This is a genomic window from Stenotrophomonas maltophilia group sp. Smal13, assembly GCF_030236855.1.
Classification (GTDB): Bacteria; Pseudomonadota; Gammaproteobacteria; order Xanthomonadales; family Xanthomonadaceae; genus Stenotrophomonas; species Stenotrophomonas maltophilia_A.
This window is the reverse complement of sequence record NZ_JASJSQ010000109.1, coordinates 1-16,334: the sequence shown is the minus strand read 5'-3', so window position 1 is coordinate 16,334 and position 16,334 is coordinate 1. Positions and strand designations below refer to the sequence as shown.

Annotated in this window: 13 protein-coding genes; 3 read left to right on the top strand and 10 right to left on the bottom strand. The window is 67.9% G+C overall.

The features are described from left to right. Positions 1-460 precede the first annotated feature (460 nt). On the top strand, positions 461-1,648 hold the full coding sequence (locus tag QRO95_RS22685) for a benzoate/H(+) symporter BenE family transporter (RefSeq protein ID WP_285303532.1): 1,188 nt from the start codon (positions 461-463) through the stop codon (positions 1,646-1,648). A gap of 6 nt (positions 1,649-1,654) precedes the next feature. Here the strand turns inward: QRO95_RS22685 and QRO95_RS22680 are convergent, their stop codons facing one another. From QRO95_RS22680 to egtB, 5 genes are all read right to left on the bottom strand, one after another. Further along, on the bottom strand, positions 1,655-2,431 hold the full coding sequence (locus QRO95_RS22680) for a DUF2628 domain-containing protein (RefSeq protein WP_285303531.1): 777 nt from the start codon (positions 2,429-2,431) through the stop codon (positions 1,655-1,657). 49 nt (positions 2,432-2,480) lie between these two features. After that, the gene (locus QRO95_RS22675) at positions 2,481-3,347 is read right to left on the bottom strand and encodes a D-hexose-6-phosphate mutarotase (RefSeq protein WP_285303530.1); all 867 of its coding nucleotides are present in this window, start codon (positions 3,345-3,347) and stop codon (positions 2,481-2,483) included. 40 nt (positions 3,348-3,387) lie between these two features. Continuing rightward, complete coding sequence (locus QRO95_RS22670; RefSeq protein WP_285303529.1) at positions 3,388-4,656, bottom strand: lytic murein transglycosylase; 1,269 nt, start codon at positions 4,654-4,656, stop codon at positions 3,388-3,390. An 84-nt stretch (positions 4,657-4,740) separates the two neighbouring features. Beyond that, positions 4,741-5,715 carry an L-histidine N(alpha)-methyltransferase gene (gene egtD, locus QRO95_RS22665; RefSeq protein ID WP_285303528.1) on the bottom strand — a complete coding sequence of 325 codons (975 nt, stop codon included), beginning with the start codon at positions 5,713-5,715 and terminating at the stop codon, positions 4,741-4,743. Then, complete coding sequence (egtB, locus tag QRO95_RS22660; protein WP_285303527.1) at positions 5,712-6,983, bottom strand: ergothioneine biosynthesis protein EgtB; 1,272 nt, start codon at positions 6,981-6,983, stop codon at positions 5,712-5,714. Before egtB ends, egtD begins: the two co-directional genes overlap by 4 nt. Positions 6,984-7,132: 149 nt before the next feature. Between egtB and QRO95_RS22655 the strand changes: the two genes are divergently transcribed. Continuing rightward, entirely contained in the window at positions 7,133-8,413 is a 1,281-nt protein-coding gene (locus QRO95_RS22655; protein ID WP_285303526.1) for a diguanylate cyclase, read from the top strand. 3 nt (positions 8,414-8,416) lie between these two features. Here QRO95_RS22655 and QRO95_RS22650 read toward each other — a convergent pair whose 3' ends face one another. Next, the gene (locus tag QRO95_RS22650; RefSeq protein WP_285303525.1) at positions 8,417-8,809 is read right to left on the bottom strand and encodes a YchJ family protein; all 393 of its coding nucleotides are present in this window, start codon (positions 8,807-8,809) and stop codon (positions 8,417-8,419) included. A 102-nt stretch (positions 8,810-8,911) separates the two neighbouring features. On the opposite strand from QRO95_RS22650, the gene QRO95_RS22645 reads away from it, so the two are divergent. Continuing rightward, positions 8,912-9,691, top strand: a complete 780-nt coding sequence (locus tag QRO95_RS22645) for a TSUP family transporter (protein WP_032130226.1) — start codon at positions 8,912-8,914, stop codon at positions 9,689-9,691. Between the two features lie 291 nt (positions 9,692-9,982). On the opposite strand, the gene QRO95_RS22640 is transcribed toward QRO95_RS22645, so the two are convergent. From QRO95_RS22640 to folE, 4 genes are all read right to left on the bottom strand, one after another. Next, positions 9,983-13,363, bottom strand: a complete 3,381-nt coding sequence (locus QRO95_RS22640; protein WP_049446864.1) for an ATP-binding protein — start codon at positions 13,361-13,363, stop codon at positions 9,983-9,985. 16 nt (positions 13,364-13,379) lie between these two features. Further along, the gene (locus QRO95_RS22635) at positions 13,380-14,081 is read right to left on the bottom strand and encodes a DUF4194 domain-containing protein (RefSeq protein WP_005411692.1); all 702 of its coding nucleotides are present in this window, start codon (positions 14,079-14,081) and stop codon (positions 13,380-13,382) included. Continuing rightward, a complete protein-coding gene (locus tag QRO95_RS22630; protein ID WP_121504949.1) occupies positions 14,068-15,537 on the bottom strand; it encodes a DUF3375 domain-containing protein in 1,470 nt (489 codons plus the stop codon). The genes QRO95_RS22635 and QRO95_RS22630 overlap by 14 nt, the downstream gene beginning before the upstream one ends. Positions 15,538-15,649: 112 nt before the next feature. Further along, positions 15,650-16,261 carry a GTP cyclohydrolase I FolE gene (gene folE / locus QRO95_RS22625; RefSeq protein ID WP_004141296.1) on the bottom strand — a complete coding sequence of 204 codons (612 nt, stop codon included), beginning with the start codon at positions 16,259-16,261 and terminating at the stop codon, positions 15,650-15,652. Positions 16,262-16,334: the final 73 nt, after the last annotated feature.

Below are 16,334 nucleotides of genomic sequence, written 5' to 3'. Positions count from 1 at the left end.
CTCAGCGCCGTTCCCGTGTGCTGCGAAGTTTCCTTCGTAGCGAGCCGCCCATTATAGCCGGCTTTTCCGCTTCGTCAACACCTTTTTTCAAGGCCGTCTCACCGGGGTGGACGTTGTTGCCGATGCTGCTTCGTCGTTGGACCCGAGGGTCTTTCGTCGTTGCGAGCCGCCTATTATGCCGGACTTTTCGAGTCCGTCAACACCTTCGTTCGATCATCTCGTTCGGCGGTGGTGGCGTTGCTGTCTGCGTGCCGTTTCCGAAGAAGCGGTGCGCTGCAGCAAGGGAGCGAATTCTAGAGATCCTGCGGATTTCGTCAAGCATTTTTTTGCAGGGTGATGACAGAACCAACGCAACATCACGCATGACATACGCTCGAAGATCACTGTGGCGTTGACCGCGCGTTGCGCGGTCAACGCCACAAGGGCTATCAATGCACGGATGCACAGTGGAGAGACGGCAATGAACATGCAGGTGCGGCAAGCGTGGTGGCGCGACCTTTCAGTACCGGCCCTCGTTGCCGGCTTCATTACTGTGCTGGTCGGCTTCGCCAGTTCGGCCGTCATCGTGTTCCAGGCTGCACAAGCCGTCGGTGCCAACCAGGCACAGATCGCCTCATGGATGTGGGCACTGGGACTGGGCATGGGTGTCACCTGCATCGGGCTGTCGCTGCGCTATCGCGTGCCGGTGGTGACCGCGTGGTCAACCCCGGGCGCGGCGATGCTGGTGGTCGGTGCAGGCGGTGCCTCGCTCGCTGAAGCCACCGGTGCATTCCTGCTCACTGCGGTGCTTGGCATGCTGGCAGGCTTCTCCGGCATCTTCGCCCGGTTGATGCAGCGGGTGCCGATGGCGCTGGCCGCCGGCATGCTGGCCGGGGTGCTGCTGCGCTTCGGCCTGGACGTGTTCGTGGCCATGAACACCCAACTGGTACTGGCGCTGGCCATGTTCGCCACCTGGCTGGGCGGACGCCGCCTGTTCCCGCGCTATGCGGTCATCGCCACCCTGCTGGTCGGCATCGCGGTGGCGGCCAGCCGTGGCCTGCTGCACGCACAGCAGGTGCAGCTGCAACTGGCGGTACCGCAATGGGTGACCCCATCCCTGTCCTGGACTGCAGTGGCTGGCATCGCCCTGCCCCTGTTCGTGGTCACCATGGCCTCGCAGAACATTCCGGGCGTGGCGGTGATGCGCGCATCCGGCTACGACGCCCCGGTGTCGCCACTGATCGGCTGGATCGGTGTGGTCAATACGCTGCTGGCACCGTTCGGTGCATACGCACTGAACCTGGCGGCAATCACCGCAGCGATCTGCATGGGCCGCGATGCGCATGAGGACCCGGCACGACGCTATACCGCCGCGATGGCGGCCGGCGCCTTCTACATTGTCGTCGGGCTGTTCGGCGCCACCGTGGCCGCACTGTTCGCCGCGTTCCCGAAAGAGCTGGTGGCCTGCGTGGCCGGTATCGCGCTGTTCGGCACCATCGCCAACAGCCTGGCCAGTGCGCTGGCAGTAGAGCGGGACCGCGAGGCGGCACTGGTCACCTTCCTGGTGACCGCCTCGGGCGTCTCGCTGGCCGGCATCGGCTCGGCGTTCTGGGGCCTGGTGGCCGGTGCGCTGTGCCTGGTAGTACTGCGGCCCCGCCAGGGACGCTGACCTGCCCTATCCCGCCAATGCGGCGCCGACGGTGCTCAGCACCACCGCGATGACGATGGCGATCAGTGTGGCGACCACGCTGGTGCCGCCGCGCGCGGTCAGCTCGCTGCGCAGCCGTGCGTCATCGCCGCCGGTGACGGCACGGGCCTGGGCGATCAGGCGCTGGCAGTGTGCCAGGTACCAGCTGTTGCCAAAGATGCCGGTGGTGATGCTGAGCGCGAAGGTGATGACCAGTGACAGGCCATCCGGCACATCCAGCAAGGTCTCCACCACACTGATCAGCAGCAGCAGGCCAGCCCACATCGCCGCCAGGCGGTACATCTTGCGGTACATCATCCAGATCAGGCCGAGCAGGAATGCCGGCCAGTGCCAGGTGCCACTGCCCGTGGCGATGCCGCCCTGATCCAGCCGCCAGCGCTGGCGATAGATCGGGAAGTTGCCACCGACCACGCTGGCGTACAAGGCCATCTCGCCCTCCAGCCCGGCAGCCGCAGCCACATCCGGTGCAGCGACCGGCGCACGATAGGGGTCGGACGGATCGCCGACGCTCGGCGCAATGCCCTCAGCCGCAGACGCTGCGTCGATATCCAGGACCGGAGCCACCTCGACCTGCGTTGAGGCCTGATCCAGCTCCGCCAACGGCCGCCACGAGGGCATGCCCTCGCACCAGAGCAGCGTTCGCGCCGTGACCGTTCCTTCCCGCTGCAGCTGGCGAAGACCGGCCAGATCCACCGGCCCACTGCTCTGCCTGCCATTGGCGTACCACCATTGTGCTTCCTGCATGTTTTCCGTCCTTGCTACTGCATCGACAAACTGAAACCACTGCCAGCGCCTACAGCGCGTTACTGGCCAGGGTCTGCACCAGTTGATGGCGCTCACCCGGCGCAAGCGTAATCTGCTCCGGGCCTGCGTTGGCCACTTCCAGGCAAACGTAATCGTGCCAGCCATCGCCGACATCGGCCATTTTCGCTGCCGCCTCCGCACCGGGATTCCAGGCCACCAGCGTCTGGCTGCCTTCGCTGCGGATCTCGATCCGCCGCTGCAGTACGGGATCACGCAGCACGTAATGGCCGCCGGCACCGGTATAGATGCGATCGCTGCGACCGGGGTCACGCGGATCGCGCAATGACCACGGTCCCTGTTGCAGGCGAAGCTGCGCATAGTCCTCGTACTTGTCCAGGTACTGCAGGCCATCAAGGCCCTCGACCTCGACCTGGTTGGCATCGCCCACCCGGAAATAGCTGTGCAGGGCCTGGGTGAAGGTCACCGGCGAGGTTCCGGTGTTCTCGGTGACGAGCTGCTGACGCAGCTGGCGGCCGATGCGCAACTGCATCTGCAGGCGCAGGCCGGGATCGGCGCAGAGTGCAGGTGCCAACTGCAGCTCGACCTCACCGTCATCGCTCTGGCTGGCCTGCAGAAGCTCCCAACGCGCGGTGCGCACCAGGCCATGTGCGGGCACATCATTGTTCTGGCCCTGGCGGCCGAACCACGGCCAGCACACCGGGACGCCACCGCGGATGGGCGTGGGCAGCTCGGCGCGCGTGGGCGAAAGCCACAGTACATCGGGCTGCCCATCGGGAATGAACGACAGCAGCTGTCCGCCGAACACGCTGATGACCGCCGTCGCGCTGGGGGTGCGCACGTGCCAGGCCTCCAGCCCGTGATACAGGCCGCTGCTGATGTCCGGATCCGACTGCATGCGATGACGCTCCTTGAAGACCGCGGCGATGATGTCGCGGTCAGCGTGCCTGGGGCAAGGCCTTCTGCGCAGCGGGTGCGATGGCGGCCGCCTCTTCCTGCAGCGCGCGCAGGATGCGCTGGCCGGCACGCCCATCGGCATTGGCCCAGCCCAGGCGCTGCTGCTCGGACTGGATCGCACGACGGGTGGCAGTACCGATCATGCCGTCGGCGCTGCCGATGTCGTAGCCACGCGCCAGCAGCAGGGCCTGCAGCTGGCGGCGCTCATCGCGGCCCAGGCCCGGGTCGTCGGTCGGCCAGGCGGTGGCCAACCCGCTGCCGCCACGCAGCTGGTCGGCCAGCGTGGCGATCGCCAGCGCATAGCTTTCAGCCGCGTTGTAGCTGTAGATCGCGTCGTAGTTGCGGAACACCAGCAACGCGGGGCCCTTGTTGCCGGCCGGCAGCAGCAGGGCGGCGCGCGCGTCGGCGGGCAGGTTGGCCGGAGCCAGCGCGCTGCCATCCAGCGCGGTCACGCCCTGCGCACGCCAGTCGGCCAGGGCACGACGCTGGGTACGTCCGGCCTGGCTGGCGTTGAAGCCAGCGGGAACGCGAACTTCCATGCCCCACGGCTCGCCACTGCGCCAGCCGGCGCGCTTGAGGTAGTTGGCAGTGGAGGCCAGCGCATCGGGAATGCTGCCGACCAGATCGCGGCGGCCATCGCCATCACCGTCCACGGCAATGCGTGCATAGGTGCTGGGCATGAACTGGGTGTGCCCGAAGGCACCGGCCCAGGAACCGGTGAGCCCCTGTGCCTGCAGGTCTCCGCGGTCGATCAGCTTGAGCAGCGCCAGCAGTTCACCGCGGAAGAACGGCTGGCGACGGCCGGCGCAGGACAGCGTGGCCAGTGACTGCAGCAGGGGACGCTTGCCGAACACGCGGCCGTAGTCGCTCTCCACGCCCCAGACCGCGACGATGGTGGCGGCATCGACACCATACTGCGCCGACACCCGATCGAGCAGGTCGCGATGCTGCTCCAGCATGGCACGACCATCAGCCACGCGCTGGCGATCGACCAGCGCGGCCAGGTAGTCCCAGATCGGCGTGGTGAATTCCGGCTGCGCATCGAGCAGGCCAAGCACACTGGGGTCCGGGGTGAGCCCGGCGGTGATTTCATTGAAGCGATCGGCACTGATGCCCTGGCTGGCGGCCGTGGCCTGCAGGCCCGTCAGGCAGCGGCTGAAGGCCGGATCGACGCTGGCATCCGGTGCTGCAGGCAACGCGGGGGGCGAGGCGAGAGCGGCCGCCAGGCCGAGCGTGGTCAGAATGGGCATGGCGTCCTCCGTGTTGCCGTTGCACGGCCATCTTAGGGGCACCGGCGTCGCTGAACCTGAAGCGGCACCCGCTGGCCGTCCGCCCTAGGCGGTGCGCAGCAGGCGCAGGCCATAGGCGGGACTCTCGGCGTCCCAGCGCTGCATGACCTGCAGGCCCGCCTGCTGCAGCAGCGCTTCGAAGCTGCCGTCGGTGTACTTGTGGCTGTACTCCACGCGGATCGGTTCGTCGGCGGCCACGTGGAAGCTGCGGCCATCCAGATGCACATCCTGCGCCCAGCGGCTGACCAGATCGGTTTCGATGCGCAGCCGCGCGATGCTGTAACGGGCACGGTGGCGGAAGCCGTCGAGGTCGAAGTCGCTGCCGATCTCGCGGTTGAGCCGGGCCAGCAGGTTGAGGGTGAATGCGGCAGTGACGCCCTGCGCATCGTTGTAGGCCGCTTCGATCAGCGCCGGGTCCTTGTGCAGGTCGATGCCGACCAGGGCCAGGCCGTCGCGGCCCATGGTCTGGCGCATCGCCCGCAGCAGTGCGACCGCGTCTTCGCCTTCAAAGTTGCCCAGCGTGGAACCGGGGAAGAACAGCAGCCGTCGCGCGGGTTCGCGTTCAGGCATGGGCACGGCCACGGGGCGGGTGAAGTCGGCACAGACCGGCAGCATCTCCACCTCGGGCAGCGCCGGTGCCAGATGGTCGATGCTGGACAGCAACGCGGCCCGCGAGATCTCGATCGGCGTGTAGGCCACAGGGTCGTGCAGTCCGGCCAACAGCTGCGCGGTCTTGCGTCCGCTGCCGCTGCCCAGCTCCACCACATGCAGGCGTGGTCCAACGGTTCGGGCAATGTCCGGCAGCACACGCGCCAGCAGGGCCAACTCGGTCCGCGTGGGGTAGTACTCGGGAGTCTGGGTGATCTGCTCGAACAGGCGCGAGCCACGCGCATCGTAGAAGTACTTGGACGGCAGCTGCCGGGGCGTGCGCGACAACCCGGCCACCACGTCGGAGAGGATCTGCTGGCGCCCGGGGGTGAGATCGGTCAATGCCTGCAGCGCGTCATGCACGGTGCTCATGTGAGGTCCCTGGCCAGGCGCAGTCCGGAAAACTGCCAGCGCGCCGGCGGCATGAAGAAGTTGCGGTAGCTGGCGCGCACATGGCCGCGGGGCGTGGCGCAGCTGCCACCACGCAGCACCCACTGCCCGCACATGAACTTGCCGTTGTACTCACCGAGGTTGCCGGCGAAGGGGCGGAAGCCCGGGTAGGCGCCATACGCGCTGTGGGTCCATTCCCAGACATCGCCGAACAGCTGCCGCATTCCACTGCCCTGCGCTGCCTGCGGGTGCAGCCGGTCGTCATCAGCGAAATGTCCCCGCAGCGGCTGCGACGCGGCAGCGGCTTCCCACTCGTACTCGCTGGGCAGGCGCGCGCCGGCCCAGCGGGCGCAGGCATCGGCCTCGTAGTAGCTGAGGTGGCAGACCGGCGCGTGCGGATCCAGTTCGCGCCAACCGCCCAGGGTGTACTCGCGCTGCAGGGCGTCATCCCAGTACAGCGGATGCCGCCAGTCCTCGGCTTCACGCAATGCCCAGCCTTCACTGAGCCACCAGCGCGGTTCGCGGTAGCCGCCGGCGTCGATGAAGGCGCGGTACTCGGCATTGCTGACGGGACGCTCGGCCAATGCGTGCGCGGGGACCAGCACGCGATGCGCTGGTGCTTCGTTGTCGTAGGCGAACGCGGTGTGCTGCGGCCAGGCTGCAGCACCGACGGTGACGATGCGCTCGGGTGATTCGATCCAGCCCTGCGCACTGGCAGCGCTGGTGGCAGGCTGCAGGTCCTCGCGGTAGGCCGGCTGCAGCGGGTTGCACCAGAACGCATGCTTGATGTCGGTGAGCAGCAGTTCCTGGTGCTGCTGTTCATGCTGCAGGCCCAACTGCAGGTGCTGCAGCGCCTGCTCATCGAGATCGCCCGCCGCCAACCGCGATTGCACCTGTGCATCGACCTGCTGGCGGTAGTCGCGCACCTGCTGCAGCGAGGGCCGCGACAGCAACCCGCGCTGTGGCCGCGCATGCGCCGGGCCGATGCTCTTGTAGTAGCTGTTGAACAGGTAGTCCCAGGCCGGGTCATGCGCTGGCACGGTGGCGAAACCCGCCAGCACGAAGCGTTCGAAGAACCAGGTGGTGTGGGCCAGGTGCCATTTGCTCGGGCTGGCGTCAGCCATGCTCTGCAGCATGGCGTCCTCGGCACTGAGCGGCGCGGCCAGCTGCAGGCTGCGCGTCCGTACATGGGCGAACTGGCGGGCGAGATCGTGCTGCGGGGCAGCGACGGCGGCGGGTACGCTGTCCATGTGGGCAGCATCGGCGCAGGGCGGTGAGTGCGATGTCATGGTTCGGCGTCACTTTGTTCACATGGATGAGCCCCCGCATTCAAGATGCAGGCACGCACGCCGCTAACGGCAGTGCTGCGGCCGCGTCGTCACCGCGCTGGAAATCCTGCTTGCCCCTGCATCCGCTCCGCCAGCCTGCGCATTACCTGTTCGTGCTGCCCGCCGTGCTGGTTGCCGTGGTGGTGTGGACCGCATTGGATACCGCAGACGTGGCCAGCCCGGCGCAGCGCATCCTGCCCTGGCTGCTGGCCTGCCTCGGTGCCGGCCTCGCCCTGCTCTACCACCAGGTGCGCACGTTGTGCCTGCTGATGCTTGTGGCGGTGATGTTCGCGCTGCTGCACCAGGACGTCGCTGGCTACCTGCGCAATGGCCATGTCACCACGCTGACACCGCTGCGCTTCCACGCCATCTCGGCCTGGTTGCCGCTGTTGTCTGCCGGCCTTGCGTTGTGGCCGGAGCGCGGACGGCGGCGCCAGGACCTGCTGCTGCGCGGTATTGCCATCGGCACCGCGGTGATGATCTTCCTGCTGCTAGCCACACAGCAGCCGCGCGGCATGCACGATCTGCTGTCGAACCGTCACTGGGCCTGGATTCCCGCCGACTGGAACGCGCTGGCGCAGCTGCCGGCGCTGCTGTTCCTGCTGGCGACCGCAGCGTTGGGCTGGCAGGCGTGGCGGCATCCTCGGCCACTGCACACGGCGATGCTGCTGGCCCTGCTGTGCCTGTGGTGGATGCTGCCGCGGATCTTCCTGCACCCGGTACTGCTGCCGGCGCTGAGCAGCGCCGCCCTGCTGTTGATGCTGGGCGCGATGCTGCAGGAGTCCTTCCACATGGCCTTCCGCGATGAGTTGACCGGCCTGCCGGGGCGACGGGCATTCAACGAGACCCTGCAGCGGGCACACGGCACCTACAGCATCGCGATGGTGGACGTGGACCACTTCAAGTCATTCAACGACACCCATGGCCACGACACCGGCGACGATGTACTGCGCCTGGTGGCCTCGCGGCTGGCGCGGGTGGGCGACGGTGGCCGTGCGTTCCGCTATGGCGGTGAGGAGTTCGCGGTGGTGTTCCTGGACCGCCCTGCGGCGGCCTGCATGGATGCCGTGGAGGCGCTGCGGCAGAGCATCGAGGAGACCCGCATGCAGCTGCGCGACCGCAGCACCCGCAGCCGTGATGACGAAGCCGGCCGCCAGCAGCGCGGACGCGGTGGCAGCGGCCAGGTGGTACAGGTGACGGTGAGCATCGGCCTGGCCGACAGCCATGTGGATCCGCGCCCGATGGCAGTGGTCAAGGCCGCCGACCAGGCGCTGTACGTGGCCAAGGACGGGGGGCGCAACCAGGTGCACGCGCACGGCGGCCAGCGCGTGCTGGCTGCGCGCAGCGTGTAGGGCTCAGGCCGCGTCGAGGTAGTACCAGCGGCCGTCGATGCGCTGGAAGCGGCTGTGTTCGGTCATCTTGACCGCACTGCCGCCGCCGACGCGATAGCGCGCGGTGAAGCGGACATCGGCGCTGTCAGCACCGGTGACGGTGTGCTCATGTACGGTCAGGCCCAGCCAATGCGTGCGCTGGCCGGGTGCTTCATCCAGTGACAGCTCGGCCGGACGCGTGTCCGGGTGCCAGCTCTGGCGCAGGTAGTCAGCCAGACCGCGCACGTAGGCGCTGTAACGCGAACGCATCAGGCGCTCGGCATCGGGCGCGGCTTCGCCGGCGTGGAAACGGCCGCAGCAGGCGGTGTAGTCGGCGGGAAGGCCACAGGGACAGGGATCGGCGGGTTTTCGGCTCATGCCGGCATTGTCGCCGGGTTGCGCGGATTGATCCACGCGCGGCACGGGCCAGCTGAAGCAGGACAGGCGTATGCTGTCGCGCCCCCACCTTGATTGATCGCCGTGCTGGAACTGGTTCCCCCTGAGTTGTGGTGGCTGGTGGTGATCGCCTTCATCGCCGGTCTTGTGGATGCCGCCGTGGGTGGCGGTGGCCTGGTGCAGCTGCCCGGCCTGTTCACGGTGCTGCCGCAGCAGACGCCGGCGATGCTGTTCGGTACCAACAAGTTCAGTTCGATGTTCGGCACCGGTGCGGCTGCCTGGCGCTATGCGCGCAACGTGCGCTTCCCGTGGAAGCCGGTGCTGTTCGCGGCCGGCACCGCCTTCATCTTCTCCTTCGCCGGGGCCACCGCGGTGAGCCTGCTGCCCAAGGACGCGGTGCGCCCACTGGTGCTGGTGCTGCTGATCGCGATGCTGGCCTACACGTTGTGGAAAAAGGACTTCGGCGCGCTGCACCGGCCGCAGGAGATCGGCCGCCGCGAGCTGGTGATCGCGCTGGCGATCGGTGCAGCGATCGGCTTCTACGATGGCTTCTTCGGGCCGGGCACCGGCAGCTTCCTGATCTTCCTGTTCGTGCGCTTCTTCGGCCTGGATTTCCTGCGCGCCTCGGCCGCGTCGAAGGTGGTGAACCTGGCGACCAATGTGGCGGCGATCTCGTTCTTCGTGCCGACCGGCAACATCCTGTGGCTGTTCGCGCTGCCGATGGCGGCGGCCAACATCATCGGTTCGGTGGTGGGCACGCGGTTGGCGCTGAAGGGCGGCACGCCGTTCATCCGCAAGCTGTTCGTGGGGCTGGTGGTGGTGCTGATCGCGCGGATGGCGTGGGATACGTTGCGCGGAGCGTGATCCACCGCGTCGCTGGCGCCTGACTCCCATGTGGGCGATCGGATGAGGGGGCATGGCAGGACACGCCGTGAACCCGTCCATGGGGGCTCGTGAGCGCCATCCATGGCGCTCGCGGTCCTGCCATTCCCTCTCACCCAACCGCCACCCGGCCTCTGCGCGAGCGCGGAAGCTGGGAGCAAGGGCAAGAGCAGAGCGACTTCCGGTAGGTGCCAACCTTGGTTGGCACACGGTTTCCGAGCGCGAAGAGCAGCCGAGCATGGCTCGGCTCTACAGGTCGCTGGACCGAGGCGGTCAGGCCTCGGCTTCTTCCGGTTCGTTGGCCTGCTGGCGGCTGCGCTCGGGCAGCTTCAGGCGCTTGCCTTCTTCGTCGTACTCGATCAGCAGCACGCCGGAGTCGTGGCGGCCGCTGATTTCGACGAAGCAGGCGCCACCGATGAACGGCTCCAGCGTCATCACCGACTTCAGCGGGGTGGCGACCACCATCTGGAAGCCGAAGTTGTCGAAGATGTTCATCGCCAGCGCGGTGAACTCGTTGTCGGCCTTGTCGAAGGCTTCGTCGAGCACGACCGCGGCGTAGCTGGGCAGCTGGCTGTCGGCGCCGCCGAGCTGGTAGCGCAGCGCCGCAGCCAGACAGGTAGTGGCCAGCTTCTGGCGCTGGCCGCCGGACTTGCCGGCACCGCTGCGGTAGATCTCGACCTGCTGGCGCGTTTCCGCATCCAGCTCGACGCCGATGAACTCCACGTGCATGCGCACGTCCAGCACCAGCTCGCGCCAGCGCTTGTCTTCGCCTTCCTGTGAACCCAGGCGGTTGACCAGCTGGCGCAGCACGGTGAACTGCGATTCGGCCAGCTCGCGCTGCTCGGTCTGCTGCTGCGACAGCACCTCGCGCAGCTGCAGGTGGAACTCACCGACTTCCGGCAGGCGGCGGTCGCTCAGTTCAATGGTCAGCAGCGTGCCACGGTTGAACGGCACCTGTTCCAGGCTGGCGTTCACCTCGTCCAGGCGCTGGCCGATCGACTTGCGGGCCTCGGCGCTGTGGCGCTGCAGGGCCAGCAGGTTGTTCTTGCTCTGGTTCTGCAGCAGATCGAAGAAGCGCTCTTCGTGCTGCGGCAGGCCGTCGCGCTCCAGGCGTTCGAGGCGGGCGAGGAAGTCCTCGGCCGAGGCCACCGAGACGGTGAAGTCGCCCGATTCCTCCGGCCACTGCTGGATGAAGCGACGGAAGCAGCCGATCAGCTGGTTCTCGATGCGGTTGAGGTCCTGCTGCGAGGACGACAGCTGCTCGTTCAGCGCGTTGCTGACCTGGCGCATGTGCGCTTCCAGCGTTTCCAGGCTGAGCGGGCCCTGCTCCTGCAGGCGCTCGGCGAGGCCGGCTTCCTGCTCCTGGGCCAGGCTCGGCAGCACAAGCGCACGGCTCTGCTGGCGGGCGCGGTCGAGGCGATCACGTTCCTTGACCAGCTGGCCACGCTCGACACGGACGTCTTCATAGGTGCGGCGGGATTGTTCGATGTCGGCGCGCACGGCGTCGATCTGCTTGGCCAGCTTGGCGAGGTCGGCGTTGCCTTCACGCAGGTCGCGCAGAGTCGCTTCGATATCGCTCAGGCGCTGCTGCGGGGCAGCGATGTCGATCTCGTTCCAGCTGATGCTGACCAGCTCGTGGCAGGCCAGGCGGCGTTCGTTGTCGCGGTCACGCTGGCCGCGCAGGCGCGCGATGTCGGTCTCGCAGCTGGCGATGCGCTTGGCCAGTTCCTGCGCCTCGCGCTCGAAGGCGCCCACCTTGTCGTGGTTGTTGAAGCCGAGGATCCAGCGGCGGCGGTCGCCCACCGCACTGCGGTCGTCCTTCTCGAAGCGGTCGCCCGGATGCTTGACCTGGCCTTCGCGGGTGATGCCGCGGTCGACGTTGCGCAGCTGCTTGGCATCCACGCACTCGTAGTCGAAGCGCTTGCCGAGCTCGCGCCGCAGCCAGCTTTCGAACACATGCTCGCGCAGCTCCAGCTTGTGCAGCAGCGACTTCGCCGACGGCTCGCGCGCGAACGCATCATCGTTGCGGCGCACGCGGTAGTAGGTGAAGCGCATGCCCAGATGGGTACGGTTCACCCACTCGGCGACGTCGTTGTAGTGCTTGTCATCGACCAGCAGCGACAGCGCGAAGCCACCCAGCACGCGTTCGATGGCGCCCTGCCAGCCCTGCTCCTCCGAGCGGACCTGGATCAGCTCGCCGACGAACGGCAGCGCCGCTTCGGCGATGCCGGTTTCCTCGGCCAGGCGCGCGCGCAGCTTCTGCATCGGCGCCGGGATGTTGGAGGGGGTGCGCTGCATCGCTTCAAGTTCGCTGCGCACTTCACCGAAGCGGCGCTCGTCATCGCGCTTGCCGCCGAGGCGATCGCTGATCGCGTCGTCCAGTGCCGCCGAGGCACGCTGGCGGTCCTGCAGTTCGTTCTGCGCGCGCTCGACCAGCTCGGCGAAACCATGGGCATCGTCGGGCAGTTCGGCCTGCAGCTGCTGTGCAGCTTCCTGGGCCTGGTCACGCTTGGCCTTGCGCCGGTCGCGCTCGGCTTCGGCGCGGCCCTGCTCGCGTTCCAGTTCCTCGATGCGCTCACCGCCCTGCTGGCGGCGCTGCAGTTCCAGTTCGGCCAGGCGCTCGGTGTGGTTGTCGAGCGCGGCGCGGCGCTGGGCCTCTTCGCCGAGCAGGCCACGGTCACGCACGTCCATCTCGCGCAGGCGCGCTTCGATCAGCGCCTGGCGGCGGCTTTCGCGGAAGCTGTCGACGCCGAGCTTCAGTGCTTCGTCGTCGCCACGCTGGCGGTGCATTTCCTTCAGGTCGTTGTAGTAGGCGCGTGCCGGCAGCAGGGTTTCCACCTGGCGGCGCGCGGTGACCACGGCCTGGTGCGCGCCATCGAGCTCGGCGAAGTCGCTGACCAGGCGCTCGGCGGCGTCGAAGGTCTTCGGCGTGTCGAGCATGAAGTCGCGCAGGAAGACGTTGAGGTCGCCCAGGTTCTTCGCCGACTGCGTCTTGTGCAGCAGGCGCAGCGCCATTTCGTTGTCGATGCCGAGCAGGTCGCGGAAGCGCTCGGCGTAGCCGGAGAAGGTGTCGAAGTGGTGCAGGTCGGACAGCTTCTGCTTGAGCTTGCGCAGGTCCAGGTCGAAGCCGCCGAGATCCTTGGCGATGTCGAACGGGCGCTCGGCAATCATGTAGTGCTTGCGCACGTCGCCGGCCGAGGTGCCATTGCCGGAGATCCACAGCAGGCGCACCAGGCTGACCACGCGGCCATCGCCGGCGCGGTATTCCAGCACCAGTGCGGTCCAGGTCGCGCCCTTGCGCAGGTACTGGGTGGCGATTTCGCCGGTGCCGCTGTCCTGCTGGTCGGCCCAGGCGCCACGTACGTAGGACACCAGGTTGCGGTCGCGGCCACTGCGCTCGGCTTCACGCGCGGCGGCGTTGAAGTCGACGATGGCCGGCGGCGTCAGCAGCGCGGACATGGCATCGAGCAGGGTCGACTTGCCCGAGCCGGAACGGCCGACGAACAGGAAGCCGCGCTCGGCGATCGGCACTTCGGTCAGGCCGTTGAAGGTGCCCCAGTTGTGCACCTGCAGGCGGCGCATGCGGAACTGCTGCAGGCGCGGGTCCGGCAGGCCTTCGTTGAACAGGGCGGGAGTGTGCTTGGAGATAGCCATGCGATGGTCGGGTCTCTCAGGCCTCGGCGGCCGGGGTTTCGCGCAGCTGGCGGTAGACCGCCGAAAGCTGGGACACGTCTTCGGCGGAGAACAGCAGCTTCAGCGCCGGCGAGACTTCGTGGCGGTCTTCCTGGCCGCTGAGGCGGGTCAGGATGTGGTTGTCCTTCATCTTCTGCACCGCCGAAGCAACGCGGCGATTGAAGCCGGCGCGGTCGGTGGACAGGTTCTTCTCGTAGATGGCCAGCGCTTCGGCCATCTCGGCGTCGGCGACCACCGCGCGGTTGCCGCGCGCATCGGCCTCGGCCAGCTGCTGGCGCAGGTACAGCAGCAGCACCGAATCGATGAAGGTCAGCGGCGAGGTGCGCAGCAGTACCGGCGCATCAACGTCTTCGGTGTCGGCCTGGCGGGTGAACGCCACGCCGCTGTCACGGTCGAGCACCAGTTCCAGGAACAGGTCCGCCAGCGACGAGCGGATGGCCGCCTCGCTGCGGATCAGCGCCGGCCACAGCTTGGCGTGGCGCAGCTGGTCGATGCTGGGGCCGATCAGCAGCTGGCACAGCGCGCGGCGCGCATCCAGCGGCAGGCGCCCGGTATCGCCGAGGTAGTACACGTCGTTGCCACGGCGGGGCTGCGCCACGGCCGCCACCGGCTCGGCTTCGTAGGCGTCTTCCGCCACGTCGGCCTGCGCTGCGTCGATGGGATCTTCATGCCAGCTCATGGCGTCTCTCCTGGGTAAACCAAACCAGCGGGATGCGGGCGCGACGGATCTGGCCGTCGCCACCACGCCATTCGGCAAGCTCCTGCTCGCCGGCGACCACGTTGCCGAAGCGCGTGCCCAGCGACAGATAGCCGATGACGCTGCCAAGACCCTGCGGCGCCTCGCGCTGCGACAGCGCCTGGGCGATGCTGAGCCGCGGCTGTGCATCGAGCAGGTCGTGCAGGTCGCGGCGCAGGGTGCGGAAGTCGATTTCGGACGAAGCGACCAGATCGCCGACGCTTTCCAGGCTGATCGCGGCCGCGTCGTTGTACTCGACGTTGCCATCGACCTGGGCGCTGCGTGGATCGTGCAGCCTCCACTGCGACCACGAGCGCAGGCGGCTGGTGGTCAGCTGCAGGTCACGGCCGATGCCGCGTTGTGCGGGGAACTCGTCGCGCAGTGCCAGCGCTTCGGACTGCGCCTGCTTCAGCAACTGGTTGAGGCGGCGCTGTTCCAGGTAGCCACGGCTCTGCACGAAGCCGCGCAGGCTGCGCGCGAAGTTCTGCAGCACATCGTGCACCTGGCCACCGCGCTCGAGCATGGTGCTGGTGAAGCCGCGCAGGAAGTTGCGCTCGTTGCGGTCCAGGCGGCGCGCAAAGCCACGCGCCAGCACCGCTTCCAGCGCAGCATCAAGCTGTGCGCTCTGTTCGGCGTCGTTGAGCAGTCGCCAGAACGCCTGGAAGCTGCGGCCGGCATCGCTCTCGCCGATCACATCCACGCCTTCGAACAGCTGCGACAGCACGTCGCCGCGCTCACCCTCATCGTCGATGATGCGTTCGCGGAAATCGCGGTTGAGCTGCTCGAAGTCGTCGCGCACGCGGCGGAAGTCCTCGGTCAGCTCGTCGGCCAGGCCGATGATCTGGCGCGCACGCTCCAGCGCGCGCTTGCCATCCAGCGCGATCACGCGGCCAGCGCCGACGCGGGCGATCTCGGCGTCGATGCGGTCACGCTCGTCGCGCAGCGCCGACAGGCGCGCATCCGGATCGGACTCGGTCTGCGCGGCCAGCTGCGAGAGCTGTTCGATGACCAGCGCCAGGCGGCTTTCGGTGGCGGCCACGCGGGCCTGCTCGAGGCCGTCGGCGAAGCGGATGGCCTGCAGCGCCGCGGTCGACAGTTCGTACTGCTCCTGGTCGGCACCTTCGGGCAGGCGGCGCTCCAACCAGCCCTGGGCCAGCCAGTGCGCGATGTAGGCCTGCGCGGTACGCGGCAGGTCGCGCGACAGTTCGTCGCCGTTGAGCTGGTCCAGCGCACGTTGCAGGCGCTCGTTGAGCACCGACGACGACAGCGTGCGCTCGCCGTCCATCAGCAGCCCCTGCAGCAGGCCGATGATTTCCGGAGCGTGGTCGGCGGCGAGCAGCTTCCACTGGGGCTGTTCGCGCAGATGGCGGTAACGGGAGATGCGTTCGCGATGCTTCATGCAGCGAAAGAGGTCTGTTGGGCTGACAGGGACGAGCCGCCACGCACGGCTGCCGCGCGGGCAGCCGTGGGCATGCCGGCCCGCAGCGGCCGGCGGGGTGCGGGCAAGCGGCTCAGCGCTTGCCGCCCACTTCGATGAAGCGCAGGAACTCGGCGCGGGTCCGCGCGTCGTCGCGGAAGCTGCCCAGCATCTTCGAGGTGACCATGCTGACGCCGCGCTTGTGGATGCCGCGGGTGGTCATGCATTCGTGGGCGCCTTCGACGACCACGCCGACGCCGATCGGCTGCAGCACATCCTGGATGCACTGGGCGATCTGCGCGGTCATCTTCTCCTGCACCTGGAAACGGCGGGCGTAGGCTTCGACGACGCGGGCCAGCTTGCTGATGCCCACCACCTTGCCGGCCGGCAGGTAGCCGACGTGCACGCGGCCGATGATCGGCGCCATGTGGTGCTCGCAGTGGCTTTCGTACTCGATGTCGCGCAGGACGATCAGTTCGTCGTAGCCGGCCACTTCCTCGAAGGTCCGCTCCATGTAGGCGCGCGGGTCGTCGCGGTAACCGCTGAACCAGTCGCCATAGGCTTCGGCGACACGGCGGGGGGTATCCAGCAGGCCTTCACGGGACGGGTCCTCACCGGCCCAGCGCAGCAGGGTGCGCACGGCATCCTCGGCCTGGTCCTGGGTCACGTCGCCCTGCGGGGCGGCCTTTTCGTTGTTCTTGCTCATTGCGTACAGCGTCCCGAACGGGGGGCGAGCATCGTACCCGACCGGGGGGTGGGTCATCCTGTTGGGACGGTTC

Bases quoted from the DNA above. Each gene is read 5' to 3' on its own strand.
- QRO95_RS22630 (WP_121504949.1), bottom strand. From the start codon at position 15,537: ATGAAGCATCGCGAACGCATCTCCCGTTACCGCCATCTGCGCGAACAG.
- egtD (WP_285303528.1), bottom strand. From the start codon at position 5,715: ATGAGCACCGTGCATGACGCGCTGCAGGCATTGACCGATCTCACCCCC.
- QRO95_RS22635 (WP_005411692.1), bottom strand. From the start codon at position 14,081: ATGAGCTGGCATGAAGATCCCATCGACGCAGCGCAGGCCGACGTGGCG.
- QRO95_RS22670 (WP_285303529.1), bottom strand. From the start codon at position 4,656: ATGCCCATTCTGACCACGCTCGGCCTGGCGGCCGCTCTCGCCTCGCCC.
- folE (WP_004141296.1), bottom strand. From the start codon at position 16,261: ATGAGCAAGAACAACGAAAAGGCCGCCCCGCAGGGCGACGTGACCCAG.
- egtB (WP_285303527.1), bottom strand. From the start codon at position 6,983: ATGGACAGCGTACCCGCCGCCGTCGCTGCCCCGCAGCACGATCTCGCC.
- QRO95_RS22685 (WP_285303532.1), top strand. From the start codon at position 461: ATGAACATGCAGGTGCGGCAAGCGTGGTGGCGCGACCTTTCAGTACCG.
- QRO95_RS22680 (WP_285303531.1), bottom strand. From the start codon at position 2,431: ATGCAGGAAGCACAATGGTGGTACGCCAATGGCAGGCAGAGCAGTGGG.
- QRO95_RS22650 (WP_285303525.1), bottom strand. From the start codon at position 8,809: ATGAGCCGAAAACCCGCCGATCCCTGTCCCTGTGGCCTTCCCGCCGAC.
- QRO95_RS22675 (WP_285303530.1), bottom strand. From the start codon at position 3,347: ATGCAGTCGGATCCGGACATCAGCAGCGGCCTGTATCACGGGCTGGAG.
- QRO95_RS22640 (WP_049446864.1), bottom strand. From the start codon at position 13,363: ATGGCTATCTCCAAGCACACTCCCGCCCTGTTCAACGAAGGCCTGCCG.